The 25,050-nt window shown below is 75.5% G+C and carries 27 protein-coding genes; 21 read left to right on the plus strand and 6 right to left on the minus strand.

Going from position 1 to position 25,050, the window contains the following annotated elements; all coding sequences use genetic code 11:
* The first annotated feature begins 50 nt into the window (after positions 1–50).
* The 3 genes from DQ239_RS11290 to DQ239_RS11300 are packed head-to-tail and all read left to right on the plus strand — an operon-like array spanning position 51 to position 3,015.
* The gene (locus tag DQ239_RS11290; RefSeq protein ID WP_233489091.1) at positions 51–899 is read left to right on the plus strand and encodes a lysophospholipid acyltransferase family protein; all 849 of its coding nucleotides are present in this window, start codon (positions 51–53) and stop codon (positions 897–899) included.
* The gene (locus DQ239_RS11295) at positions 896–1,891 is read left to right on the plus strand and encodes an NAD(P)H-dependent glycerol-3-phosphate dehydrogenase (protein ID WP_113834501.1); all 996 of its coding nucleotides are present in this window, start codon (positions 896–898) and stop codon (positions 1,889–1,891) included. The genes DQ239_RS11290 and DQ239_RS11295 overlap by 4 nt, the downstream gene beginning before the upstream one ends.
* Complete coding sequence (locus tag DQ239_RS11300; protein ID WP_113834502.1) at positions 1,888–3,015, plus strand: cystathionine gamma-lyase; 1,128 nt, start codon at positions 1,888–1,890, stop codon at positions 3,013–3,015. Before DQ239_RS11295 ends, DQ239_RS11300 begins: the two co-directional genes overlap by 4 nt.
* Here DQ239_RS11300 and DQ239_RS11305 read toward each other — a convergent pair.
* Complete coding sequence (locus DQ239_RS11305) at positions 2,989–3,762, minus strand: CDP-alcohol phosphatidyltransferase family protein (protein ID WP_113834503.1); 774 nt, start codon at positions 3,760–3,762, stop codon at positions 2,989–2,991. The two genes, DQ239_RS11300 and DQ239_RS11305, sit on opposite strands and share 27 nt — an antisense overlap.
* Positions 3,763–3,838: 76 nt before the next feature.
* Between DQ239_RS11305 and DQ239_RS11310 the strand changes: the two genes are divergently transcribed.
* Both DQ239_RS11310 and DQ239_RS11315 read left to right on the plus strand, forming a co-directional pair.
* A complete protein-coding gene (locus DQ239_RS11310) occupies positions 3,839–4,960 on the plus strand; it encodes a D-alanine--D-alanine ligase family protein (RefSeq protein ID WP_113834504.1) in 1,122 nt (373 codons plus the stop codon).
* On the plus strand, positions 4,957–5,628 hold the full coding sequence (locus tag DQ239_RS11315) for a hypothetical protein (protein WP_113834505.1): 672 nt from the start codon (positions 4,957–4,959) through the stop codon (positions 5,626–5,628). The genes DQ239_RS11310 and DQ239_RS11315 overlap by 4 nt, the downstream gene beginning before the upstream one ends.
* 14 nt (positions 5,629–5,642) lie before the next feature.
* Here the strand turns inward: DQ239_RS11315 and DQ239_RS11320 are convergent, their stop codons facing one another.
* Positions 5,643–6,173, minus strand: coding sequence for a DUF3515 domain-containing protein (locus DQ239_RS11320; protein ID WP_233489092.1), 531 nt, complete (start codon positions 6,171–6,173; stop codon positions 5,643–5,645).
* Positions 6,174–6,282: 109 nt separating this feature from the next.
* A complete protein-coding gene (locus DQ239_RS11325) occupies positions 6,283–6,516 on the minus strand; it encodes an Lrp/AsnC ligand binding domain-containing protein (protein ID WP_113834507.1) in 234 nt (77 codons plus the stop codon).
* Between the two features lie 92 nt (positions 6,517–6,608).
* Here DQ239_RS11325 and DQ239_RS11330 point away from each other — a divergent pair, with 92 nt between their 5' ends.
* Genes DQ239_RS11330 through DQ239_RS11340 form a run of 3 tightly spaced genes read left to right on the plus strand, consistent with a single transcriptional unit; the run spans position 6,609 to position 8,795 of the window.
* Entirely contained in the window at positions 6,609–7,652 is a 1,044-nt protein-coding gene (locus DQ239_RS11330; RefSeq protein WP_113834508.1) for a thiamine-phosphate kinase, read from the plus strand.
* Entirely contained in the window at positions 7,636–8,172 is a 537-nt protein-coding gene (locus DQ239_RS11335) for a GNAT family N-acetyltransferase (RefSeq protein ID WP_113834509.1), read from the plus strand. The genes DQ239_RS11330 and DQ239_RS11335 overlap by 17 nt, the downstream gene beginning before the upstream one ends.
* The gene (locus DQ239_RS11340) at positions 8,160–8,795 is read left to right on the plus strand and encodes a cytidylate kinase-like family protein (RefSeq protein ID WP_113834510.1); all 636 of its coding nucleotides are present in this window, start codon (positions 8,160–8,162) and stop codon (positions 8,793–8,795) included. Before DQ239_RS11335 ends, DQ239_RS11340 begins: the two co-directional genes overlap by 13 nt.
* A gap of 123 nt (positions 8,796–8,918) precedes the next feature.
* Here the strand turns inward: DQ239_RS11340 and rpmB are convergent, their stop codons facing one another.
* The gene (gene rpmB / locus DQ239_RS11345) at positions 8,919–9,110 is read right to left on the minus strand and encodes a 50S ribosomal protein L28 (protein WP_029339036.1); all 192 of its coding nucleotides are present in this window, start codon (positions 9,108–9,110) and stop codon (positions 8,919–8,921) included.
* Between the two features lie 165 nt (positions 9,111–9,275).
* Between rpmB and DQ239_RS11350 the strand changes: the two genes are divergently transcribed.
* From DQ239_RS11350 to smc, 13 genes are all read left to right on the plus strand, one after another.
* Complete coding sequence (locus DQ239_RS11350) at positions 9,276–10,898, plus strand: DAK2 domain-containing protein (protein ID WP_113834511.1); 1,623 nt, start codon at positions 9,276–9,278, stop codon at positions 10,896–10,898.
* A 15-nt stretch (positions 10,899–10,913) separates the two neighbouring features.
* The gene (gene recG / locus DQ239_RS11355) at positions 10,914–13,103 is read left to right on the plus strand and encodes an ATP-dependent DNA helicase RecG (RefSeq protein WP_233489094.1); all 2,190 of its coding nucleotides are present in this window, start codon (positions 10,914–10,916) and stop codon (positions 13,101–13,103) included.
* Positions 13,100–13,654, plus strand: coding sequence for a 16S rRNA (guanine(966)-N(2))-methyltransferase RsmD (gene rsmD / locus DQ239_RS11360; RefSeq protein WP_113834512.1), 555 nt, complete (start codon positions 13,100–13,102; stop codon positions 13,652–13,654). Before recG ends, rsmD begins: the two co-directional genes overlap by 4 nt.
* Positions 13,651–14,136, plus strand: coding sequence for a pantetheine-phosphate adenylyltransferase (gene coaD, locus DQ239_RS11365; RefSeq protein WP_113834513.1), 486 nt, complete (start codon positions 13,651–13,653; stop codon positions 14,134–14,136). Before rsmD ends, coaD begins: the two co-directional genes overlap by 4 nt.
* The gene (locus tag DQ239_RS11370; protein WP_113834514.1) at positions 14,133–14,810 is read left to right on the plus strand and encodes a hypothetical protein; all 678 of its coding nucleotides are present in this window, start codon (positions 14,133–14,135) and stop codon (positions 14,808–14,810) included. Before coaD ends, DQ239_RS11370 begins: the two co-directional genes overlap by 4 nt.
* Positions 14,811–14,815: 5 nt before the next feature.
* The gene (locus DQ239_RS11375; protein WP_113834515.1) at positions 14,816–15,577 is read left to right on the plus strand and encodes a nucleoside phosphorylase; all 762 of its coding nucleotides are present in this window, start codon (positions 14,816–14,818) and stop codon (positions 15,575–15,577) included.
* Positions 15,578–15,679: 102 nt separating this feature from the next.
* Positions 15,680–16,303: a DUF177 domain-containing protein gene (locus tag DQ239_RS11380; RefSeq protein ID WP_233489096.1), complete on the plus strand. Its 624-nt coding sequence runs from the start codon at positions 15,680–15,682 to the stop codon at positions 16,301–16,303.
* A 2-nt stretch (positions 16,304–16,305) separates the two neighbouring features.
* Positions 16,306–16,485, plus strand: a complete 180-nt coding sequence (rpmF, locus tag DQ239_RS11385; protein WP_113834517.1) for a 50S ribosomal protein L32 — start codon at positions 16,306–16,308, stop codon at positions 16,483–16,485.
* Between the two features lie 35 nt (positions 16,486–16,520).
* The gene (gene rnc, locus DQ239_RS11390; protein WP_113834518.1) at positions 16,521–17,273 is read left to right on the plus strand and encodes a ribonuclease III; all 753 of its coding nucleotides are present in this window, start codon (positions 16,521–16,523) and stop codon (positions 17,271–17,273) included.
* A 4-nt stretch (positions 17,274–17,277) separates the two neighbouring features.
* On the plus strand, positions 17,278–18,171 hold the full coding sequence (gene mutM, locus DQ239_RS11395) for a bifunctional DNA-formamidopyrimidine glycosylase/DNA-(apurinic or apyrimidinic site) lyase (RefSeq protein WP_113834519.1): 894 nt from the start codon (positions 17,278–17,280) through the stop codon (positions 18,169–18,171).
* Positions 18,168–18,437 (plus strand): acylphosphatase, encoded by a 270-nt coding sequence (locus DQ239_RS11400; protein WP_113834520.1) that lies wholly within the window; start codon positions 18,168–18,170, stop codon positions 18,435–18,437. The genes mutM and DQ239_RS11400 overlap by 4 nt, the downstream gene beginning before the upstream one ends.
* A 147-nt stretch (positions 18,438–18,584) precedes the next feature.
* Positions 18,585–18,773, plus strand: coding sequence for a hypothetical protein (locus tag DQ239_RS11405; protein WP_113834521.1), 189 nt, complete (start codon positions 18,585–18,587; stop codon positions 18,771–18,773).
* A gap of 70 nt (positions 18,774–18,843) precedes the next feature.
* On the plus strand, positions 18,844–22,410 hold the full coding sequence (gene smc, locus DQ239_RS11410) for a chromosome segregation protein SMC (RefSeq protein ID WP_113834522.1): 3,567 nt from the start codon (positions 18,844–18,846) through the stop codon (positions 22,408–22,410).
* Positions 22,411–22,467: 57 nt separating this feature from the next.
* Here the strand turns inward: smc and DQ239_RS11415 are convergent, their stop codons facing one another.
* Together DQ239_RS11415 and DQ239_RS11420 are read right to left on the minus strand one after the other, a co-directional pair.
* Complete coding sequence (locus DQ239_RS11415; RefSeq protein ID WP_113834523.1) at positions 22,468–23,283, minus strand: endonuclease/exonuclease/phosphatase family protein; 816 nt, start codon at positions 23,281–23,283, stop codon at positions 22,468–22,470.
* A 12-nt stretch (positions 23,284–23,295) separates the two neighbouring features.
* Positions 23,296–24,969, minus strand: a complete 1,674-nt coding sequence (locus DQ239_RS11420; RefSeq protein WP_113834524.1) for an alkaline phosphatase D family protein — start codon at positions 24,967–24,969, stop codon at positions 23,296–23,298.
* Positions 24,970–25,050 lie beyond the last annotated feature (81 nt).

Genomic DNA, 25,050 nt, shown 5'->3' on the forward strand with positions numbered 1-25,050 from the left:
GGCGGTCCAGGGTCGATCATGGGACGGATCACACAGAAGGAGGCGATCCGGTGGCGGAGGAGAGGTCCTGGGCGGACCCGGCGTCGGCCGGTGCACCCCCGGCGGTGCAGTCGGTGCGGCCCCCGGGGAGCCGCCGCCCGGGCAGGTGGCGGACCCGCGGCCGGATCGGTTGGGCGTTCTGGCTGTGCATCGTGGTCGTCTTCCCCGCCACGAAGCTGATGTTCGCCATCCGCTACCGCCACGGCGAGCGGTTCCCCACCCGCGGGCCGGTCCTCCTGGTGGCCAACCACGTCTCGATCCTCGACCCGCTGGCCTGCGCGCGGCTGGTGTTCGACCACGGCCGCATGCCGCACTTCCTGGCGAAGGAGTCGGTGTTCAAGGGGCTGGCCGGCACCATCCTGCGCTCGGCCGGCCAGATCCCGGTCGCCCGTTACTCGTCCGACGCCGTCGGCGCGCTCGCCGCCGCGCAGGAGGACCTCGCCGCCGGCAACGTCGTGGTGATCTACCCCGAGGGCTCGGTCACCCGCGATCCGGACTGGTGGCCGATGCAGGCCCGCACCGGGGCCGCCCGGCTGGCCCTCACCACCGACGCCACCGTGCTGCCGGTCGCCCAGTGGGGCCCGCAGCGGCTGCACGACTACCACGCCAAGAAGCTGCACCTGCGGCTGCGCACGCCGACCGAGTACTACGTCGGCGAGCCGATCGACCTGTCCCGCCAGCGTGCCGAGCTGCGCGCCGGGCGCCCGCTGACCACCGAACTGCTCCGGGAGACGACCGACCTCATGATGGGCCGCGTGCGCGACCAGCTGGCCGAACTCCGCGGGGAGCCGGCGCCCGCGCTGGTCCACCCGCGCCCGCAGCGCGAGCTGCCCGGCGACCTGCCCGGTGGCGCCGCGTGAGGCGCGCCGCCGTCCTGGGCGCCGGCTCCTGGGGGACGACGTTCGCCAAGGTCCTCGCCGACGCCGGCTGCGAGGTCGCGCTGCACGCCCGCCGCCCCGAGCTGGTGAAGACGATCACCGAGGACGGGGAGAACCGCGACTACCTGCCGGGCATCCGGCTGCCCTCGGCCGTGCGCGCCACCGGAGACGCCGCCGAGGCGCTCGACGGCGCCGAGGTCGTCGTCCTCGCCGTGCCGTCGCAGTCGCTGCGGGACAACCTCACCGCCTGGACCCCGCTGCTGCCGGCCGACGCCACGCTGCTGAGCCTGATGAAGGGCATCGAGCTCGGGACGACGAAGCGGATGAGCGAGGTCATCTGCGAGGTCACCGGAGCCGGCTCCGACCGCGTCGCCGCGCTCTCGGGCCCCAACCTCGCGCGCGAGATCGCCGAGGAGCAGCCGGCGGCGACGGTCATCGCCTGCAGCGACGCCGGCCAGGCCGAGGCGCTGCAGGCGGCCTGCCACACCCGGTACTTCCGGCCGTACACGAACACCGACCTGGTCGGCTGCGAGCTGGGCGGTGCCCTGAAGAACGTCATCGCGCTGGCCTGCGGCGTCGCGGAGGGCCTCGGCTTCGGCGACAACACCCGCGCCTCGCTCATCACCCGCGGCCTGGCCGAGACCGCCCGGCTCGGCCTGGAGCTGGGTGCCGAGCTGACCACCTTCGCGGGGCTGGCCGGCCTCGGGGACCTCGTCGCCACCTGCAGCTCGCCGCTGTCGCGCAACCGCACCTTCGGCGAGAAGCTCGGCCGCGGGATGACCGTGCAGGAGGTGCAGGAGAGCACCCGCCAGACCGCCGAGGGCGTGAAGAGCTGCCGATCGGTGCTCGACCTCGCCCGCGCGCACGGCGTGGACGTCCCGATCACCGAGGCCGTCGTGCGGGTCTGCCACGAGGGCGAGTCGGCGGCGCAGATGGTGCGGGAGATCATGTCCCGCGAAGCGAAGCCCGAGTGACGGACGGCGACGGCACCCGGTCGGTGCGGGCGGGGGAGCACCCCGCCGTCCCGGGCGCGCCGCTGCGGCCCTCGCCGGTCTTCGCCGCCCCGTTCCACCTCGGGGACCTGCCGCCCCGGGCGGGCGGCGCGGACGCCTACGCGCGGACGGAGCAGCCGAGCCTGCGCGACTTCGAGGCCGCCGTCGGCGAGCTCGACGGCGGCCGGTGCCTGTCCTTCGCCACCGGGATGGCCGCGCTCACCGCGGCGGTGCTGTCCTGTGCCGGCAGCGGCGACCGCGTCGTCCTGCCCTCGGACGGCTACTACGCCACCCGGCTGCTGGGCGCCCAAGAGCTGACCCGGTTCGGCATCGAGGTCGTCCAGGTGCCCACGCCGGAGATCGAGCGGTTCGCCGCTGACGGCGGTCTGGACGGCGTTCGGCTGGTGCTGCTGGAGACCCCGAGCAACCCGCTGCTCGACGTCTGCGACATCGCCGCGGTGACCGCCGCGGCCCGGGCGGCCGGTGCGCTGGTCGCGGTCGACAACACGACGGCGACGCCGCTGGGGCAGCGGCCGCTCGCGCTGGGCGCCGACATGACGGTCGGCAGCGACACCAAGGCGCTGACCGGCCACAGCGACCTGCTCCTCGGGCACGTCAGCGTCACCGACGACGAGCTGCACGCCCGGCTGAAGGGCTTCCGCGACCGCACCGGCAGCACGCCCGGCCCGTTCGAGGCCTGGCTCGGGCACCGGTCGATGAGCACCCTGGACCTGCGGCTGGCTCGCCAGGCGGCCAACGCCGCGGCGGTCGCGGAGCTGCTGGCGTCCTCGCCCGCGGTCACCGGGCTGCGCTGGCCCTGGCGCGCGGGCGACTCGTCCTACGAACTCGCGTCACGGCAGATGCTGCGGCCGAACGGTGTGCTGTCCTGCGAGCTCGCCGACGAGGACGCCGTCGCCCGGTTGCTGGGCGCCAGCCGGCTGTGGGCGGCGGCGACCAGCTTCGGCGGGGTGCACAGCACGATCGACCGCCGGGCGCAGTGGGGCGGGGACGCCGTCGCCCCGGGCTTCGTGCGGCTGTCCTGCGGCATCGAGGACACCGCCGACCTGGTGGCCGACCTGTCAGTCGCCCTGGCTGCCCTGGACTGAGCGGGCGGCCCGGCGGGCTCCGGCGCCGCGGGCGGTCAGCCAGAAGCTCAGCCCCCAGTAGTAGGCGACGTAGGCCAGCGACGCCGCGACGACCCACGGCTCCGGGTCGGGCAGCTGCACCACCAGCACCGCGTAGGTGACCAGCCAGACCAGGGTGAAGGCGAGCGTCACGCCCCGGAGGGCACCCATGCGCGAGGGGTACAGGTAGCGGATCGGCACGAACACGAGCACCGCGAAGACCAGCAGCGCGACCGTCGTCACCCGCTCGCCGGTGTCGAGCACGATCACGTAGAAGGCGACGACGTTCCAGTAGCTGGGGAACCCCAGGAAGAAGTGGTCGGAGGTCTTCGCGTCCACCCGGCAGAACTGGTAGCAGGAGGCCAGCAGCGGGATCGAGGCGACCACCCAGCCGGCCGCGCCCTCGGGCAGGTGGCCGGTGGTCCACAGCAGCACGATCGGGGCGAAGACGTAGGTCAGGTAGTCGACGATGTTGTCGAGCAGCGCGCCGTCGAACCAGGGAATCGTCTCCTTCACCCGGAAGCGGCGCGCCAGCATGCCGTCGGTGCCGTCGATGAACAGCGTGGCCAGGCCCAGCCACAGGGCGGCCTCCACCTCGCCCTCGAGGGCGGCGAGCACGATCATCAGGCCCAGCACCGAGCCGCTGGCCGTGTACAGGTGCACCGCCGCGCCGGCCAGCCGCTGGCCTCGCGAGAACGTCTCCGCCGGGGGAGCTGCCTGTTCGTGCACGCGACGAGGCTGCCACACCACCGGGAACACGGCGGGACGACGCGGGGCCGCGGACCCGGCAGCTAGGGTCGACGCGATGAACGGGCAGGCAGGCAAGGTGCGCGTCGCGGTCGTGTTCGGAGGGCGCAGCGCCGAGCACGCCATCTCCTGCGTCTCGGCGGGGAGCGTGATGGCGGCGCTGGACCCCGAGCGCTACGAGGTGGTGCCCGTCGGCATCGCCAAGGACGGCCGCTGGGTGCTCGCCGATCCCGGCCAGCAGCTGGCCATCACCGACGGTGCGCTGCCCGAGGTCTCCGGCGGGACGGCGGTGTCGCTGGTCGGCGATCCCGAGGGCCGCGGCCTGGCGGTGCTGGACCCGGGGGAGGCGGTCGGCCAGGTGCTGACCGAGGTCGACGTCGTCTTCCCGGTGCTGCACGGCGCCTACGGCGAGGACGGGACGATCCAGGGCCTGCTGGAGATGACCGGGCTGCCCTACGTCGGCTCCGGGGTGTTCGCGAGCGCGGCGTCCATGGACAAGGAGTTCACCAAGAAGCTGCTGGCCGCGGCCGGTCTGCCGCAGGGCGACCACGTCGTCCTGCGCGACGCCGACGGCGCGATCAGCGCCGACCCCGACGTGCTCGACGAGGCCGCCCGCCAGCGGCTCGGGTTGCCGGTGTTCGTCAAGCCGGCCCGCGCCGGCTCGAGCATCGGCATCACCCGCGTCACCGACTGGTCGCAGTTCCCCGCCGCGGTCGCCGAGGCCGCCGCCGTCGACGAGAAGGTCATCGTCGAGGCCGCCGTGCCCGGCCGCGAGATCGAGTGCGGGGTGCTCGCCGCGCGGGGCACCGGTCTGCCGGAGGCCAGCCTGCCGGCGGAGATCCGGCTGCGCGAGGGCGTCGACTGGTACGACTTCGCGGCCAAGTACCTCGACGACGCCGCCGAGTTCGACATCCCGGCCGACCTCACCCCCGCCCAGACCGCGGCGGTGCAGGCGGCCGCGCGCCGCGCCTACCTGGCCCTGGACTGCCGCGGCCTGGCCCGGGTGGACTTCTTCCTGGGCACCGGTGCCGACGGCGCGGACCTGCTGGTCGTCAACGAGGTGAACACGATGCCGGGGTTCACGCCGATCTCGATGTTCGCCCGGATGTGGGCGGCCACCGGCGTGGACTTCGCCGAGCTGGTCGACCGGCTGGTGACCGGCGCCCTGGCGCCGCGGTGACCCGCGGACGGCGGTCCCGCGGGTCCCGGGTCGCCGTCCTGCTCGCCCTGCTGCCCGTCCTGACCGCGGCCGCCGGGTGCGGGGACGAGGGCGGCGAGGCGGCCGTCGCCGAGGCGGCGCCGTCCGGGCCGGCCACCCCCGGGGAGCTGGAACGCCTGGTCGTCGACGAGGTGCCCTCGGGCCTCCCGCGGGTGCCCGACGAGGCGATCGAGCCACCGGCCGGTGAAAAGTCCGTGGCGGACGTGGCCGGATACTCCGACGACCCGGAGCGGGAGCGGGCGGTCCTGGAGGACTACGGCTACCGGCACGGCTGGGAACGGTTCTGGGGCGCCGGGACCGGCCCGGGCCCGCAGACGGGGGTCTTCGTCGACCAGTTCGAGGCGCCCGCGGGCGCCGACTCCTACGCCGAGGACCTCGCGCGCAACGACGCCGAGCAGTACGGCGGGCTGCTCAGCGAGAGATCACCCGGCCTGCCCGACGGCTGCCGGCGCCTGCTCGTCGACGAACCCGACCCCGACGACGGGCTGTGGGGCCCGGCCGCCTTCGCCTGGTGCACCCACGGCCCGTTCAGCGTGGCGGTCAGCGCGGTCGCCGGTTCGCTCGACGACGCGACGGAGGAGGTCGGCGCGGTCGCGCGCGACCAGCTGGCCCGGCTCTCCGCCGCGTGAGGCGGCGGCGCGGGTCAGCCTCCGGGCACGGGCTCCTGGTAGGGCAGCGCCTGCGCCAGGGCCGTGGTCAGGGCGGTCACCGGGGCGCTGTCCACGCTGGCCGGCAGGGCGATCTCGACGTACACCGGCCGGTCGACGGTGGTCCAGCGCGTGGTCTCGGGATCGGCGGTGTCGACGTACCACTGGACGCCGTTGATCTGGATGGCCGAGGCGCCCACCACCCAGCCGGCCGGACGGTCGACGCCGCAGACCAGGACGACCGGCGGCTCGCCCCACGCGTAGGCGAAGGGGGAGTCCGACTGGACCGGGCGCGAGGGCTCACCGGCCAGCTCCAGGGGGAGGCCGCTCATGACCGCGGGGCAGTACTCGTCGGCCTCGGGGGTCACCGGCGGCACCGCGACGGGCAGGGGCGGGAGGTCGGCGCGCTCGGGCGCGGTCGTGCCCTCGACGTCGGCCGGACCCTGCCCCGTGGAGCCGCCGTCGTCCTCGCCGTCGCCGCCGCCGCCGCCCAGGACGTTGACCAGGACGACGAGCGCCACCACCACCGGGACCAGGACGGCGGTCGCGATCAGCGCGATGCGCCGGAGGGGGTCGTCGACCGGCTCGGGCGCGGGCGTGGGCTCGCTCAGGGGATCAGCGCTCGCGGTCGGGCCGTCAGATGTTGACGACGGGGCAGGTGAGCGTGCGGGTGATGCCGTCGACCGACTGCACCCGGGCCACCACCAGCCGGCCGAGCTCGTCGACGGTCTCCGCCTCGGCGCGCACGATCACGTCGTAGGGGCCGGTGACGTCCTCGGCGCGGGTCACCCCGCTGATCTCGCTGATCGTGGAGGCGACCTGGGCGGCCTTGCCGACCTCGGTCTGGATGAGGATGTAGGCGTGGACCACGGGAGATCCTTCCTCCGGCAACTCGGCCGATACGTCGTCCCCGCCGGGTGGCGGACAGTTCGGCAACCTACCGCAGTGACCGGAGGCACCTCGTGAGTCGGCCCCGTCCGCTCGTCCCGCGCCCCGACCCGGCGGACACCGTCCGGACCGTGGGCGAGTTCGGCGTCATCGCCCGCGTGCTCGCCCGCGCGGGGTCCGCCCGGCTCACCGAGGTGGGGCCCGGCGACGACGCCGCGGTGACGGTCACCCCCGACGGCCGGGTCGTCGCGACCACCGACGTCCTCGTCGAGGGCCGCCACTTCCGCCGCGACTGGTCCTCCGCCGAGGACGTCGGGCACAAGGCCGCGGCCGCCAACCTGGCCGACGTCGCCGCGATGGGCGGCACCGCGACCGCGCTGCTGGTCGGGCTGGCGTGCCCGGGGGACACGCCCACGAGCTGGCTCGAGGGCGTCGCGACCGGGCTGGCCGACGAGTGCGCGCCGCTCGGTGCCGCCGTCGTCGGCGGGGACACCGTCGAGGCCGCACCGGGCAGCAACGCCGTCGTCCTGTCCGTGACGGCGCTGGGTGACCTGGGCGGGCGCCGTCCGGTGCTCCGGTCCGGAGCTCGGCCCGGGGACGTCGTCGCGCTCGCCGGGCGGCTGGGCTGGTCGGCCTGCGGCCTGGCGGTGCTGCGCCGCGGCTTCAGCAGCCCGCTGGCAGTCGTGGCCGCGCACCGGCGGCCCTCGCCGCCCTACGCCGCCGGCCCGGCCGCGGCGGAGGCCGGCGCGACCGCCATGTGCGACGTGAGCGACGGCCTGCTCGCCGACGCCGGGCACATCGCGACCGCGAGCGGGGTGGTCCTCGACCTGGACCGGGCCGCGCTCGTCGCCGCCTGTCTGGTGCCGGACGGCCCGCTGCAGCAGGTGGGCGCGGCCCTGGGCGCCGATCCGCTGGCGTGGGTGCTCACCGGCGGCGAGGACCACGCCCTCCTCGCGACCTTCCCCGGGGACACCCCGCTGCCCGCCGGGTGGACCGCGATCGGCGCGGTGCGCGCGGGCAGCGGCCCGGCGCCCGCTGTCCTGGTGGACGGCGAGGCCGGCGACGCGGTGGCGTCCGAGCTCGGCGTGGGAGGGCCCGGCCATGCCCACTTCGGCTGAGCGGCTGCCCGACGGCACGCCGGTGCTGCTGCGCGCGCTGCCCTACGACCACCCGGTCGTGCAGGACCTCGTCGAGCGGGTGCAGCAGGAGTACGTGCTGCGCTACGGCGGGCGGGACGCGGCGGTGGTGGTCCCGTCCGAGTTCGAGCCACCGGCGGGGGTCTTCCTGGTCGCGGAGGTGGACGGGGAGGCCGCCGGCTCCGGTGCGTGGCGCCTCCTGCCCTCCGGTGACGTGGAGATCAAACGGGTGTACGTGGCGCCCGCCCACCGGCGCCGGGGCCTGGCCCGGGTGATCATGGCCGCGCTGGAGGACAGTGCCGCCCGCGCGGGCCACCGCAGGGTCGTGCTGAACTCCGGCCGGGAGCAGCCCGAGGCGCTGGCCCTGTACGACCGGCTGGGCTACCGGCCGGTACCGGGCTACGGGGTGTACGCATGTGCGCCGGATGCGGTGTTCCTGGGCAGGAACCTGGGACGGCGCGACGGGACCGAGAACGAGAAGGGGAAGCCATGGGCGTCGTGACGCTGTCCGCCTCCTACGGAGCGGGCGGTCCGGAGGTCGCCGCGGCCGTCGCCGAGCGGCTGGCACTGCCGTTCCACGACCGCGTGATCCCGGTGCAGGTCGCCGGCCGGCTCGGGGTGCCGGTCGAGGAGGCCGAGGCCAACGACGAGACCGTGGTGACCGGGCTCTGGCGGATGGTGGCCAACCTCGGCACCATGCCCGACGCCGTCGGCGGGGTGCTGCCGTCGGCGAACGTCCCGGACGCGCGCGCCTTCCGCGAGCAGACCGAGCGGGTGCTGACCGAGATCGCCGCGCCCGGCGGCCCCGGCGGGGTGGTGCTGGGCCGTGCCGCGGCGCTGGTGCTCGGCGAGCGGCCCGACGTGCTCAACGTGCGCCTCGGGGGACGGCGCGAGCGGCGCCTGGAGGCGGCGGTGGCGCGGTACGCCCGGCCGGCCGAGGAGCTGCGCCGCGAGATGGAGGCCAACGACCGGGCGCGCGAGGCCTACGTCCGGCACTTCTACCGGGCCGACGCGTCCTCGCCCAAGCACTACCACCTGGTGGTCGACAGCACGGCGCTCCCGCTGGAGACGGTCGTGGAGCTCGTCGTCGTCGCGGCCCGCAGCCGCGGGATCGGCAGGGTCTGACCCACCACGCGACGGACCCCGGAGGCCTCAGGCCTCCGGGGTCCGGTGGTGCAGTGCTGGAAAGGCCGCCCTTCAGGGGCCCGCACCGAGCGTGCGAGGCGTGGGGGAAGGGTGGTCCTTCTATCAGGCGCGGACGACCTTGCCCGCGCGGATGCACGAGGTGCAGGCGTTGATGCGCCGGCGGTTGCCGGGGGCGATCAGCGCCCGCACGGACTGGATGTTCGGGTTCCAACGGCGCGGCGTGCGGCGGTGCGAGTGAGACACCGACATACCGAAACCGGGGCCCTTGCCACAGACATCGCACACGGCAGCCACGGTGGATCACTCCCAGAAAGAATCGTTCACAGACGGCGGGACACGACAGCACCCGCAACAAGACCGTCCAGGAGTCTAACCGCTCCCGGGACGACGTGCCGCCACCGCCCCGGTTCCCGGGTCGCGGGCGGCGGTGCTGTCGGCCCCCACGGGTACCCTCCGCCCGTGCTGCAGGCGCTGGACGAGGCCGCGGTCGGCCGGTGGTGCCGCACCGCTGTCGCGGCGCTGTCCGAAGCCCGCGGGCGCCTGGACGCGATGAACGTCTTCCCGGTGCCCGACGGCGACACCGGCACGAACCTGCTGCTCACCGCGCAGGCCGCCCTGGCCGCGCTCGAGCGGGACGGCGTCCGCACCACCGAGCCGGCCTGGTCGGTGCTCTCCCGGGGCGCGGTCCTGGGTGCCCGGGGCAACTCGGGGACGATCCTCGCCCAGCTGATGCGCGGCCTCGCCGACCAGCTCGCCGGTCAGCCCCCGGCCGACGGCCCGGCCCTCGCCGCGGCGTTGCTCAGGGCCGCCGACATCGCGTACACCGCCGTCGCCGACCCGGAGGAGGGGACCTTCCTCACGGTGGCCCGGGGCGGTGCGGAGGCCGCCACGGCGTGCGTCGCCGAGGGCAGGACCGCGCTGGCCGACGTGGTCACCGCGGCCGCGGACGGTGCCCGGGCCGCGCTGGAGGGCACGCCCGAGCAGCTGGCGGCGCTGCGCGAGGCCGGCGTGGTCGACGCCGGGGGAGCAGGCCTGTGCGCCGTCCTCGACGCCCTGGTCACCACCGTCACCGGCGTCGAGCCGGCCCGTCCGCCGCTGGCCGCCTCCCGCGAGGCCGGGCACGCGCACGCCCACCGCGCGGACTCCCGGCACGTCCCGCACCAGCCCCCGCCCGGGCCGGGCAGCGAGGTGCAGTACCTCCTGGCCGACGCCGACGAGGAGTCCGTCGCCCGGCTGCACACCCGGCTCGCCGCGCTCGGGGACAGCCTCGTCGTCGTCGGCGTCGACACCCCCACGGGGCGGGAGTGGAACGTGCACGTGCACGTCTCCGACATCGGCGCGGCCATCGAGGCCGGCATCGAGGCCGGCCGGCCCTACCGGATCTCGGTGGAGCCGCTGGCGCCCGTCCTCCCGCCCGAGCCCGAGGCCGGCACCCGGGCGCTGGTCGCGGTCGTGTCCAGCGACGGGCTGGCGGAGCTGTTCGCCGGGGCCGGCGTCCGCGTGGTCACCTGCGGCCCCGACGGCGTGACCGAGGACGACGTCCTGGACGAGATCGTCGCCTCCGCGGCGCACGAGGTCGCGGTCCTGCCCAACGACGCCGGCCTGATCCCCGTCGCGTCGCGGGCCGCCGCCCGGGCCCGCGAGCTCGACCGCGAGGTGGGGGTCGTACCGACGCGCGCGCTGGTCCAGGGCCTGGCCGCCTGCGCGGTCGCCGACCCCGGCCGGCGGTTCGGCGATGACGTCATCGCCATGGCCGAGGCCGCCGCCGCCACCCGCTGGGCCGAGGTGACCGTCGCCGAGCAGGAGGCGCTGACCTCCGCTGGCCGCTGCCAGCCCGGGGACGCCCTGGGCTCGGCCGAGGGCGACGTCCTGCTCATCGGCCACGACCTCGCCGAGGTGGCCCGGGACCTGCTCGACCGGCTGCTCTCCGCCGGCGGGGAGATGGCCACGCTGGTCGTGGGCGAGGACGAGGAGCTCGGCGAGGCCGTCTGCCGCCACCTCTCCTCGCGGCACCCGACCATCGAGGTCGTGCGCTACGACGGTGGACCGGCCGGCATCCCCCTGCAGGTGGGTGTCGAGTGACCCGGCGAGGCTGACGTGGCCGTGACCATGGGGACGCCGCTGACCCGCGTGCTCGGCCCGAAGACGGCTGCGAGCATGGCCGACCAGCTCGGCCTGCATACCGTGGGCGACCTGCTCCGGCACTACCCGCGCCGCTACGCCCGGCGCGGCGAGCAGGCCGACCTCGCCGACGTCCAGGTGGGCGACCGGGTGACCGTGCTGGCCCAGGTCCGCAGCGTGACCACCCGGCCGATGCGCAACCGGCGGGGCTCGCTGACCGAGGTCGTGGTCGGCGACGGCAGCGGGCGCATGAAGCTGGTGTTCTTCAACCACCGGCACGCCCAGCTCAAGCCCAACGCCTGGGGGATGTTCGCCGGGACCGTGGGGGAGTGGCGCGGCGAGAAACAGTTCGCCCACCCCGACATGCACCTGCTGGAGGGTGTCGACGACGAGGACGACTGGGCCCGCGCGCTCGTGCCGATCTACCCGGCGAGCAAGGACGTCTCCAGCTGGGTGATCCAGAAGTCGGTCAAGCTGCTGCTCGGTGCCTCCGGAGGGCTGGAGGAGCTGGTGGAGGACCCGCTGCCGGAGGAGATCCGGGCCCGGCACGGCCTGCTCCCGCTGGCCGGGGCGCTGCTGGACATCCACCGGCCCACCACCCTCGAGGACGTCGAGCGCGCGGAGTCCCGGCTCAAGTGGGACGAGGCCCTGGTCCTGCAGCTCACCCTCGCCGCCCGCCGCCGCGCGGCCGCCCTCGAGCCCGGGATCGCGCGGCCCCGCCGGTCCGGCGGCCTGCTCGACGCCGTCGACGCCGCCCTGCCCTTCGCACTCACCGAGGGCCAGCGCGAGGTGGGGGAGGAGCTCGCCGCGGAGCTCGACCGTGACCAGCCGATGCACCGGCTGCTGCAGGGCGAGGTGGGGTCGGGCAAGACGGTGGTCGCGCTGCGGGCGATGGCCCAGGTGGTCGACGCCGGCGGCCAGGCCGCCCTGCTCGCCCCCACCGAGGTGCTCGCCGCGCAGCACGCGCGCGGCATCCGCCAGCTGCTCGGCCCGCTGGGCCGGGCCGGCGAGCTGGACGGCGACCCCGCCGGCACCCGGGTCACCCTGTTGACCGGGTCGCTGAAGGCCGCGGTGAAGCGGCAGGCGCTGGCCGAGGTCGCCGACGGCAGCGCGGGCATCGTCATCGGCACCCACGCGCTGCTGCAGCAGGGGGTCGACTTCGCCGACCTGGGCCTGGTCGTCGTCGACGAGCAGCACCGCTTCGGCGTCGAGCAGCGGGACGCCCTGCGCGCGAAGGGGAACCGGCCCCCGCACGTGCTGGTCATGACCGCGACGCCGATCCCGCGCACCGTCGCGATGACCGTGTACGGCGACCTGGAGACCTCCACCCTGCGGCAGCTGCCCAGCGGCCGCGGCGGGGTCTCCAGCTCCGTCGTGCCGGCGGTCGAGAAGCCCGGCTGGGTGGACCGCGCCTGGGCCCGGCTGCGCGAGGAGGTCGCCGCGGGCCGGCAGGCCTACGTGGTCTGCCCGCGCATCGGGGACGTCCCGGGCGACGAGCCCGAGGACGCCGACGGCTCCCCGCCCGAGGACGACGGCCCGCGTAGCGACCGGCGCCCCCCGCTCGCCGTCCTCGACGTCGCCGAGCTGCTCCGCGACGGCCCGCTGGCCGGGCTGCGGCTCGACGTCCTGCACGGTCGGATGACCCCCGACGAGAAGGACGCCACCATGCGCGCCTTCGCGGCGGGGGAGACCCAGGTGCTGGTGGCCACCACCGTCGTCGAGGTGGGCGTCGACGTCCCGAACGCCACCGTCATGGTCGTCATGGACGCCGACCGGTTCGGCGTCAGCCAGCTGCACCAGCTGCGTGGTCGCGTGGCCCGGGGGAAGCACGCGGGGCTGTGCCTGCTGGTGACCGATGCGCCCACCTCGTCGCCCACGGGGCAGCGGCTGGCCGCCGTCGCCGCCACCTCCGACGGCTTCGAGCTCGCCCGGCTGGACCTGGAGACCCGCCGGGAGGGCGACGTGCTGGGCGCCGCGCAGTCGGGACGGCGCTCGGGCATCCGGCTGCTGTCGCTGCTCGAGGACGAGGAGCTCATCGCCACCGCCCGCACCGAGGCCACCGCCCTGCTCGCCACCGACCGCGGCCTGGCCGACCACCCCGGGCTGGCCGCGGAGGTCGCGGCCCTGGCCACCGACGAGCGCGCCGACTACCTGGAGAAGGCGTGACCCGGGTGATCTCCGGGCTGGCCCGGGGGCGGAAGCTGGCGGTCCCGCGGACGGGGGTGCGGCCGACCGGCGACAAGGCCCGTGGGGCGCTGTTCAACAGCCTCGCCTCGATGCTCGACCTCGACGGTGCCGCCGTCCTCGACCTGTACGCGGGCTCCGGCGCGCTCGGTCTCGAGGCGCTCAGCCGCGGCGCGCGCTCGGTGCTCTTCGTGGAGAACGGGGGCGGGGTGCTGCCGGTGCTGCGTGCCAACCTCGCCGCCGTCGGGCTCCCGGGCGGGCGGGTGCAGGCGGGGTCCGTGCCCACCGTGGTCGCCGGTCCGGCACCCGAGGCGTTCGACCTGGTGCTCGCCGATCCGCCCTACGCGACGCCGGTCGAGGAGGTCCTCGCCGTCCTCGATTCGCTCGTCACGGGCGGCTGGCTGGCGCCCGATGCAGTGGTCGTCGTCGAGCGCGGCCGGCGCGAGGACCCCTGGGAGTGGCCGACACCCCTGACCGCTGTACGCGATCGGCGGTACGGAGAGGCCGTGCTCCGGTACGGTCGGCTGTCGTGAGACGTGCCGTGTGCCCCGGTTCGTTCGACCCGGTCACCAACGGCCACGTCGACGTCATCAACCGCGCCGCCGCCCTCTACGACGAACTCGTCGTGGCCGTGCTGGTCAATCCGGGCAAGGCGGGGTTCTTCCCGGTCGAGGAGCGCATGGAGCTGCTCCGCGAGGCCGTCGCCCACCTGCCCAACGTGCGCGTGGACAGCTTCCAGGGCCTGCTCGTCGACTACTGCGGCGCCCACGACATCCCGGTGATCGTCAAGGGCCTGCGCGCGGTCAGCGACTTCGAGTACGAGCTGCAGATGGCCCAGATGAACCGCGAGCTGGCCGCGATCGAGACCCTGTTCGTCCCGACCGCGCCGCAGGTTGGCCACCTCTCCTCCAGCCTGGTCAAGCAGATCGCCACCTTCGGCGGGGACGTCTCGCGGCTGGTGCCGAAGGTCGTCGACGACCGGCTGCGCGAGCGCGCCGCCCAGGACCCGTCGTGACGCGCCCCGGGCGCACGCACACCACCGAGGTCGTCTACCGCCTCTACGAGACCGTCGACGAGCTCACCACCGTCATCGAGAACGCGCGCAGCGTCCCGATGTCGAGCTCCTGCATGGTCCCGCGCGACCACGTCCTCGACCTGCTCGACGACCTGCGCGAGTCCCTGCCCGAGGACGTGCAGGCCGCCGGCGCCATCGTCGAGCAGCGCACGGAGATCCTCCAGCAGGCCCAGGCCGAGGCCGAGCGGCTGACCACGCAGACCCGCGAGGAGGCCGAGCGGCTGCTCGAGGCCGCCCGCCGCCAGCGCGACGAGGTGCTCGGCGCCGCCCGCCGGCAACGCGACGAGGTGCTCGCACAGGCGCAGGCCGACACCGAGCAGCTGCTGCTCGAGGCGGAGTCCGAGGCCGAGGTGCTCCTCGCCGACGGCCGGCACCGGCGCGAGGCGATGATCGCCGAGGCGCTGGGCGAGCACGAGCGGTTGATCACCGAGACCGAGGTCTACCGCACCGCGGTCGACCGGGCCGACGAGCTCGGCGCGCGGGCGCACGCCGACGCCGCCCGCATGCGCGCCGAGGTCGACGAGTACGTCGACACCCGGCTGGCCGACTTCGGCACCGCGCTCGAACGGATGCTCCGCTCGGTCGAGAAGGCCCGCACCACCCTGCGGGAGTAGCGGCGGTGGCCGTGGACCTGCCGCTGCTGGAGTTCGACGGGGACTCGCCCGCGCTCATCGATCCCGAGCCGGTCCCCTCCCGCGGCGAGGTGCCCGAGCGCGCGGTGGTGTGCTTCTTCCGCGACGTGATCGACGAGGTCTGCGGGGACGGCCGGGCCGACGTCGTGGCCGAGACCACGTGGGAGAGCGGGGTGCACCGCCTCTACCGGCTGCCCGTGGAGGGGGGCCACGTCGGGGTCTTCCACCCCGGTGTCGGCGCCCCGCTCGCCGGCGGTGTGCTCGAGGAGATGATCGCGACCGGCTGCCGCACGTTCGTGGCCTGCGGCGGCGCCGGAGCGGTGATACCGGGCCTGGCGCTGGGACACGTCGTCGTCCCGGACGCCGCGGTCCGGGACGAGGGGACCTCGTTCCACTACCTCCCGCCCGGCCGGGAGGTGGCCGCGGACCCGGCGGTGACCGCCGTCCTCTCCGCCGTCCTGACCGAGTGCGACGTGCCGCACGTCGTGGGCAAGACGTGGACGACCGACGCGCCCTACCGGGAGACGCAGGCGAGGATCGCCGCACGCCGGGCCGAGGGGTGCGTGACGGTGGAGATGGAGGCGGCGGCGTTCTTCGCGGTCGCCCGCCACCGGGCGGTGACGTTCGGCCAGTACCTGTACGCGGGCGACGACGTCGGCGGCAGCGTGTGGGACAGCCGCCGGTGGCAGACGTCGTCCGCGCGACTGGACCTGTTCTGGCTCGCCGTCGAGGCGGTCCAGCGGCTGTAGTCCGCCGGCCGGCGCCGGTCGGGTAGTCTGGTCCACTGGTTCGATCGCCGGCGGCTCCGCCCCGGGTCGGGCCGCCCCCCGCTGCCTACCGCGAGTACCGACATGCCTTCCGCTCCTGCGCCCCGCCGCGACGCCACGCCCTCTCCGGGCCGGCGTCCCTCCGCCAACCCCTGGCGGATCGACCTGCGCGAGCTCGGGCGCCGGGCGGGCTCCATGCAGGAGCTCGAGCGCACGATCCCCGCGCCCGAGGAGTGGAAGGTCGAGCTCATCGGCGTTCCCGCCGGCGCCGACGTGCAGCTGCGGCTGCGCCTGGAGTCGGTGATGGAGGGCGTGCTCGTCTCCGGGGAGATCCAGGTGCCGCTGGTCGGTTCCTGCGCCCGCTGCCTCGAGCCGATCGAGGACACCCTGACCCTCGACGTGCAGGAGCTCTACGCCTACGAGGGCAGCACCACCGAGGCCACCAGCGAGGAGGACGAGGTCCGGCTGGTCGACGGCGACTTCCTCGACCTCGAGCCCATGGTCCGCGACACCGTCGTCCTCAGCCTGCCGCTGTCGCCGGTCTGCGACGAGGACTGCTCGGGCCTGTGCGTCGACTGCGGCCAGCGCCTCGACGACCTGCCCGCCGACCACGCCCACGAGATCACCGACCCCCGCTGGGCCGGCCTCGCAGAACGTTTCGCCTCCTCATCGGGCACCCCCGGTGACGACACCACCAAGGAGAACTGATCGTGGCCGTTCCGAAGCGGAAGATGTCCCGCGCCAACACCCGCATGCGCCGCTCGCAGTGGAAGACCACCGCCACGCAGCTCGCACCGTGCCCCAACCGCGCGTGCGGTGAGCTCAAGCCGCCGCACATCGCGTGCCCGAACTGCGGTCAGCACGCCGGCCGCCAGGTCCTGTCGGTCTGATCGACCACCGCACCGCCGGAGGGAGGACGGCCGCAGTGACGCACCCCGACGAGGGGAGCACCGCCGGCCGTCCCCCCGGCGGTCCGGAGCACGCCGCACGCGCCGCCGCCTGGGCGCGCGCCGCCCTCGAGGTCGAGGTGCCCGGCGATCTGCTCACCCTGGCGCTGACGCACCGGTCGTTCGCGTACGAGAACGGCGGCCTGCCGACCAACGAACGCCTGGAGTTCCTCGGCGACTCGGTGCTCGGCCTGGTCGTCACCGACGAGCTCTACCGCAGCCAGCCGGACCTCCCCGAGGGCCAGCTGGCCAAGCTGCGTGCCTCGGTCGTGAACATGACCTCGCTGGCCCGGGTCGCCCGGCGGCTGGGCGACGGCGGCGTCGGCCCGCACCTGCTGCTCGGCCGGGGCGAGGAGACCACGGGCGGCCGCGAGAAGGACTCGATCCTGGCCGACGTCGTCGAGGCGCTGATCGGCGCGGTGCACCTGGGCCGCGGCCTGGACGCCGCGTCGGCCCTGGTGCACCGGCTCTTCGACCCGTTGCTGGCCGAGTCCGCCACCCGCGGCGCCGGCCTGGACTGGAAGACCAGCCTGCAGGAGCTCGGCGCCGCGCTGGGGCTGGGCGCCCCGGGCTACGAGACGCAGGACGAGGGCCCCGACCACGCCAAGACCTTCACGGCCAGCGTCGTCCTGGCCGGGACGGTGCACGGCCGCGGCCGGGGCCGCACCAAGAAGGCGGCCGAGCAGGAGGCCGCCGAGGCCGCCTGGCGCGCGCTGTCCGCCGAGGCCTGACGCCGTGCCCGAGCTCCCCGAGGTCGAGGTGGTGCGCCGCGGTCTGGATCAGTGGGTCACCGGCCGGACGATCGCCGCGGTCGAGGTGCACCACCCCCGCGCGATCCGCCGCCACCTCGAGGGCACCGAGTCCTTCGTGCAGGCGCTGACCGGCCGGACCCTGGTCGCCGCCCACCGGCGCGGCAAGTACCTGTGGCTGCCCGTGGCCGAGCCCGACGGCACGTCCACCGGCCGGGCGCTCGTCGCGCACCTCGGCATGAGCGGGCAGCTGCTCGTGGAGAAGCCGTCGGCCCCGGACGAGACCCACCTGCGGGCCCGGGTCACCTTCACCGACCGCGGCCGCGAGCTGCGCTTCGTCGACCAGCGCACGTTCGGCGGCCTGGCGGTCGAGGACCTCGGCCCCGACGACTCGGTGCCGCCGCGGCTGGCGCACATCGCCATCGACCCGCTCGACGACGCCTTCGACGTCGACGCCTTCTCCGCCGCGCTCCGGCGGCGGCGCACCGAGGTGAAGCGGGCGCTGCTGGACCAGACGCTCATCGGCGGCGTCGGCAACATCTACGCCGACGAATCGCTGTGGCGGGCCCGGCTGCACGGGGCCCGGCCCACCGACAAGCTCACCCGCGCGCAGGTCGCCGACCTCCTCGAAGGGGTCCGCGACGTGCTGGGGGAGGCGCTGGCCCAGGGCGGCACGTCGTTCGACTCGCTGTACGTCGACGTCAACGGGCAGAGCGGCTACTTCTCCCGGTTCCTCGCCGTCTACGGGCAGCAGGACCGGCCCTGCCCCCGGTGCGGGACGCCGATCCGCCGGGAGTCGTTCATGAACCGGTCCAGCTACAGCTGCCCGGTCTGCCAGCCCCGGCCACGCGCGACGGCGGCCCGCCCGCGCCGGTCATGACCCGGCGCGCCGTCGCCGTCGTCTCGGGCCACGTGCAGGGCGTCGGGTACCGCTGGTTCGTGCGCGGGCTGGCCGCGGACGCCGGGCTGTCCGGCTCGGCGACCAACCTCCCCGACGGACGGGTCGAGGTCGTGGTGGAGGGGGCCGACGAGGCCGTGACCGCCCTGCTGGCCGCACTCGACGGGCCGGGGGCGCCCGGCAGCGTCCGGCGGGTCGTCGTCCACGACGAGCCGGAACGCGGGGTGCACGGGTTCACCACGGCGTGACGAACGCGACATCTCCCGGACATGGTGCGCCCGATGGGGGCGTTGACCTGCGTCGGCCCGCCTGTCACGCTTGTACCACCACAGCCGCGCCGGCCGGATACCGGGGCGCCGGCTCACGCTCCCGCTGTCTGAAAGGCCGTTCCAGCCATGGCCAAGGCCCTGTTCGGTCACGTCGTCGCCCCCGCGCAGCTCCGGCTGGTAGAGGAGAACGCCGTCCTGCGCACCCGGGTGCGACGTCTCGAGCAGGAGCTCGCGGAGCTCCGCGCCCAGCGCGACGCCGCCATTGCACACGAGCTGCTGTCGCTGACCGGCTCCGGCGAGCCCGCGCTCGCCTGATCGCCCCACCCGCACCACCGGCCCCGATGGGCCCCTGCCGGGCGGATCGCGGCACTACGCTCCGGTATTCGTGCACCTCTCCAGCCTGACGCTCAAGGGCTTCAAGTCCTTCGCGTCCGCGACGACGCTCCGGCTGGAGCCCGGGATCACCGCCGTCGTCGGCCCCAACGGGTCGGGCAAGTCCAACGTCGTCGACGCCATCGCCTGGGTGCTCGGCGAGCAGGGCGCCAAGAGCCTGCGCGGCGGCAAGATGGAGGACGTCATCTTCGCCGGCACCGCCGGCCGGCCCGCGCTGGGCCGGGCCGAGGTGACGCTGACCATCGACAACACCGACGGTGCGCTGCCCATCGCGTACACCGAGGTGTCGATCACCCGACGCATGTACCGCTCCGGTGAGAGCGAGTACGAGATCAACGGCGACAAGGTGCGCCTGCTCGACGTGCAGGAGCTGCTCAGCGACTCCGGCATCGGCCGGGAGATGCACGTCATCGTCGGCCAGGGTCAGCTCGACGCCGTCCTGTCCGGCCGCTCGGAGGACCGTCGCGCCTTCATCGAGGAGGCCGCCGGCGTCCTCAAGCACCGCAAGCGCAAGGAGAAGGCGCTCCGCAAGCTCGACGGCATGCAGGCCAACCTCGACCGGCTGGCCGACCTCACCGCCGAGCTGCGGCGCCAGCTCAAGCCGCTGGGCCGTCAGGCCGAGGTCGCCCGTCGCGCCGCCGGCGTCCAGGCCGATCTGCGCGACGCCCGGCTCCGGCTGCTCGCCGACGACCTGGTGCAGCTGCGCGACGCCCTCGACAAGGACGTCGCCGACGAGACCGCCGCCCGCGAGCGCCGCACCGTGGTCGAGCAGACCCTCGCCGTCGTCTCGCGGCGCGAGGCGGAGCTGGAGTCCGGGCTGGCCGAGAGCGCCCCGCGACTCGCCGCCGCCTCGGACACCTGGTACCGCCTGTCGGCCCTGACCGAGCGGTTCCGCGGCGTGGCGTCGCTGGCCGCGGAGCGCTCCCGGCACCTGTCCGCCGCCGCCCCCGCCGCGGCTGCCGGCCGCGATCCCGACCAGCTCGAGGCCGAGGCCGACCGGGTCGAGGCGAACGAGACCGAGCTCGCGGCCGGGCTCGAGGCCGAACGCACGAGGCTGGCCGGCGTCGTCGCCGAGCGGGGCCGGCTGGAGGCCGCGCTCACCGAGGCCGAGCGCGCGTGGGTCGCCGCCGCCCGGGCCCTGGCCGACCGCCGCGAGGGGCTCGCCCGGCTCTCCGGCGAGGTCGCGGCCGCGCGCTCGCGGGTCACCGCGGGTCAGGCCGAGATCGAGCGGCTGGCCCTCGCCGCGGCCGAGGCCGCCGAGCGCGCCGAGCAGGCCGCGGACCGGTTGGCCGAGCGCCGCTCGTCGGTGGCCGAGCAGGAGGACTCCGACGTCGTCCTAGTCACCGCGCACCAGGACGCCGTCGCCGCGCACGCCGCCGCCGCGAAGGCCGTCACCGAGCTGACCGCCGCCGAGCGGGCCGCCGAGCGGGACCGCGCCTCGTGGCAGGCCCGCCGCGACGCGCTGGCTCTCGGGCTGGCTCCCGTCGACGGCGCCGCCGCCGTCCTCGGCGCCGGGCTGCCCGGGGTCGTGGGCCCGGTCGCCGAGCGGCTGACGGTGCACCCGGGCGACGAGGTGGCACTGGCCGCGGCCCTGGGCGGGATGGCCGAGGCCGTGGTGGTCGCGGGCGTCGCCGACGCGGCCACCGCGCTGGAGCGGCTGCGGGCCACCGACGGCGGCCGCGCGGGGCTGCTCGTCACCGGCGGGCTGCCTCCGGTACCCCGGGACGGGTGGCCCGAGCTGCCCGCCGGCGCGCGCTGGGCGCTGGACGGGGTCACTGCGCCCGAGGAGCTGCGGCCCGCCCTGGCCCGCGCCCTGGAGCGGGTCGCCCTGGTGCCCGACCTGGCCGCGGCGGTCGGGCTGGTGGGCACCCACCCGCGGGTCCGCGCCGTCACCGCCGACGGCGACCTCCTCGGCGCCGACTGGGCGCTCGGCGGGCAGCGGGACGCCCCGTCGAACCTCGAGGTGCGCGCCCGCGTCGACGAGGCCGAGCGCGAGCTGGAGGCGGCGGTCACCCGCGCCGCGTCGCTCGCCGACGAGCTGGCGGCCGCCCGGGACACCGCGCGAGCACGGTCCGCCGACGTCGACGAGGCGCAGGCCGCGCGTCAGGCCGCTGACCGCGGCCGCTCGAAGGTGGCGGCCGAGCTGGCCGAGCTGGGCGCCGCCGCCCGGTCGGCGGCCGCGGAGGCGGAGCGGCACGAGGGCGCCCGCGTGCGCGCGGAAGGCTCGCTGGAGGCCGCGCAGCTCGCCCTCGCGGGCCTGGAGACCCGGCTCGCCGAGGCCGAGGCGGCCCCCGTGGAGGAGGAGCCGCCCACCGAGGAGCGGGATCGGTTGCGGGCCGAGGTGGCGACCGCGCGGCAGGGTGAGACCGAGGCGCGGCTCGCCGTCCGCACCGCGGAGGAGCGGGCCCGGGCGCTGCAGGGGCGCGCCGACTCGCTGCGACGGCAGGCCCGGCAGGAGCGGGCCGCCCGCGAGCGCGCGGCGCAGGCACGGGCCGCCCGTCAGCGCGGGGCGGCCGTTGCCGAGCGGGTCCGGGCCGACGCCGAACGAGCGCTGACCGCCCTCGGCACGTCCTTGGCGCGCGCGGCGGCCGAGCGGGACGCACTGGCCACGCAGCGGGCGGCCGCCGAGGCCGAGCTGCTGGAGGTCCGCGGCCGGGTGCGGGCGGCGACGGCCGAGCTGGACCGGCTCACCGACGAGGTGCACCGCGACGAGGTGGCCCGCGCCGAGCAGCGGCTGCGGATCGAGGCGCTGGAGGGGCGCGCGGCCGAGGAGTACGGCGTCGACCTGCCGACCCTGGTCGGCGAGTACGGGCCGGCCTCGCCCGTGCCGCCGTCCCCGGCGGAGGTGGCCGCCGCGGAGTCGGCTGGCACCGAGCCGCCGGCACCCACCGCCTACGACCGCTCCGTGCAGGAGCGGCGGGCCGCCCGCGCGGAGCGCGACCTGGCCACCCTCGGCAAGGTCAACCCGCTGGCGCTGGAGGAGTTCGCGGCCCTGGAGGAGCGGCACACGTTCCTCGCGACCCAGCTCGAGGACCTCAAGAGCACCCGCCGCGACCTGCTCACCGTGGTCCGCGAGGTCGACGACCGCATCCACGACGTCTTCGCCGCCGCGTACGCCGACGTCGCCCGGGAATTCGAGGCCGTCTTCGCCACGCTGTTCCCCGGTGGGCAGGGCCGGCTGGTGCTCACCGAGCCCGACAGCATGCTCACCACGGGCATCGAGGTCGAGGCGCGGCCGCCGGGCAAGAAGGTCAAGCGGCTCTCGCTGCTCTCCGGTGGCGAGCGCTCCCTGACCGCCGTCGCCCTGCTGGTCGCGATCTTCCGCGCCCGGCCCTCGCCCTTCTACGTGCTCGACGAGGTCGAGGCGGCGCTGGACGACGTCAACCTGGGCCGGCTGCTCACGCTGGTGGAGCAGCTGCGGTCGACGTCCCAGCTGATCATCATCACGCACCAGAAGCGGACGATGGAGATCGCCGACGCGCTCTACGGCGTGAGCATGCGGGGCGACGGCATCACCGGCGTGATCAGCCAGCGGCTCCGCGAGCTCCCCGCCGCTTAGGCCCCGTCCGGAGGCTCGCCGCGAGCTTGCGAGTGGCGAGAGGGACGGGGTCCTTCTTCAGACGCCGGAGGGGATGCGCAGGTCCACCAGGAACGGCAGGTGGTCCGAGGCGCCCTCGGCGTCCAGCACCCGCGCCTCGGCGACGGTGACCCCGCCGGAGACCCACGCCTGGTCGATCCGGCGGTGCGGGGAGTGCGCCGGGTGGGTGTGCCCCTCGTCGCGCTGCCAGAAGCGCCAGCCGGCCTGGTCGCCGCGGTCCTCGGCGAGCTCCCAGGCGTCGGTGAACCGCTCGCGCAGGGGGTGCAGCTCCGGGGCGTCGGGCCGCGCGTTGAAGTCGCCCACGAGGACGCCCGACGCCATCTCCTCGGTGTGCAGCGCGGCCAGGGCGGCGACCTGCTCCCCCCGCTCGGCGGCCGACCGCGTGGTGAGGTGCGTGGCGGTGACCCACAGGGTGCCGCCGTCGAGCTCCAGCATGGTGCGCAGGGCGCTGCGGGGCTCACCGGTACCGGGCAGCCGGTGGACGTCGCTGATCAGGATCGGCAGCCGCGAGAGCAGCGCGTTGCCGTACTGCCGGCGGGGGCGGTCGCCGGGGTGCGGCTCGTCGATGGCCGGCCCCCACGCCAGCTGCATGTCCAGCGCGCGGGAGAGCAGCAGCGCCTGGTCGACGTCCTCGCTGCGCGGGCCGAACCAGCGGTCGACCTCCTGCAGGCAGATGACGTCGGCGTCGGCCGCGGCCAGCACCTTGGCCAACCGCGGCAGGTCGTGCCGGTCGTCCTCCCCGACCCCGTGGTGGGTGTTGAAGGTGACCAGCCGCACCGGGATCGGCGGCTGGTCGGGACCGGGCGCGGGGCGGATGCCGAAGGGGTCGGTCACCCGCCCAGCCTCTCAGGCGTGCGACAGCGGGGTATCGAGCACCTGCCGCAGGGACGTGTCGCCGATCTCCGAGACCGACAGCAGGAAGCGCGCCTCCCGGTCGTGCAGCACCAGCTCGCCGATCTGGTTGCCGAAGAACGGCCCGGCCTGCTTCTCCCACTCCAGCGCCGTCGGCTCGGCCTTGGCCCACCGGGCCAGCCGCTCGGTCCAGCGGCGCGCCGCCCGGCTCCAGCCGATCTTGAAGCCGACCCGGATGGGGTGCGGGGCCTGGTTGTGCAGCGGGGAGACGGTGAGCTGGTGCACCCGCGCGTCCAGGTCGCCCGGGCGCACCAGCTCGGCGGCGTAGGCGTGGTGGACGTCGCCGGAGAGGATCAGCGCCGTGGCCGGGGCCCGGCCGTGATCGCCGCGCGCGACCGCGGTCAGCGCCTCGCCCAGCCGCTCGAAGGAGTGCCCGAACGCCGCCCAGTGCTCCAGGTCGGCCGCCTGCCGGATCCGCTCCGAGAGCCGGCCGCGCCACCGGTTGTGGTGCCGCACGTTGAGCGTCTCGTTCCAGCGCTCTACGTTGTGGATCGCGTGCGGCAGCAGCCAGGGCAGCGAGGTGCCGATGATCAGGTGCTCGACGCCCTCGTCGACCGCCCGGCGCATGGCCGCCTCCACCCAGGCGAACTCCTCCTCGTCGAGCATCCGGCGGTGCTGCTCCTCGAGCACCCGGCCGGCCCGGCTGTCGACCATGAGCAGCCTCGCCTCGCCCCAGTGCCGGACGAAGCTCCACCGGATCGTGGCGGGCTCGGCGTCGGCCAGCTCGGCCATGTGCCGCAGCATCGGCTCGGCGTCGCGGAGCTCGTCGTCCTCGGCCATGTCCTGGATGGCCTGCCAGGTCGCGTTCTGCTCGAGCTCCTGCGGGCTGAGATTGCCCAGGTGCTGGTAGACCCAGTAGCTGACCAGTCCGCCGCTGATCCGCCCGGCCCACCAGGGCTGCCGCGAGGCCGTGGCCCGCCAGGCGGCCGAGGTGTTCCAGTCGTCGATCATCTCGTGGTCGTCGAAGATCATCGAGGACGGGATGGTCGAGAGCAGCCACCGCACCTGCGGGTCCTGCCAGGACTCGTAGTAGAGCCGGGTGTACTCCTCGAAGTTCGCGACCTCGTCCTCCGGCGCCGTGTGCTCGGTGTGCCGGTCCCGCCGGCGGTGCAGCAGCGACGCCGTGTGCTCGGTGAGCTCGTCGGCGTAGACCTGGTCGCCCAGGAGCACGAGCGCGTCGGGCCAGCTGTCCTCGGGCTGGGCGGCGAGCTGCTGGGCGTACAGGTCGAGCGCGTCGGGCGGGATGCCCTCGCTGTCCTCGACGGTGCGCGGGCTGGCGTATCGGCAGGAGCCGAAGGCGAGCCGGAAGGGCCCCGGCCGGCCGGGGGTGCGGATCCGGCTCGGCGGGAACTGCGAGTCCGCCGGCGGCCAGACCTCGACGTCGTCGAGCCGCACCTCGTACGGCGTGGTGCTGCCGGACTCCAGGCCCTCCACCACGACCAGCGCGTAGTGGTGGCCGGCCACGCAGAAGGTGCGCGCGGTGCGGCCCAGGACGTCGACGACGCAGGCCCGGTCGGTCTCCACCCAGACCGTCGCCGAGACGGGGTCGACGTGCCGCAGCAGCGGTCCGAGGAGGAGGGCGGGCGGACTCGCCGCGTTCGGTGCCATGGGCTCAGCCTGGCCTACCGAGCTGTGAACTGTCTCCGCCCGGAGCCGCCGCTGCGGTACCGGCCCGGGCTGGGAGACTCG

Source organism: Blastococcus sp. TF02-09 (assembly GCF_003319105.1).
GTDB lineage: Bacteria > Actinomycetota > Actinomycetes > Mycobacteriales > Geodermatophilaceae > Blastococcus.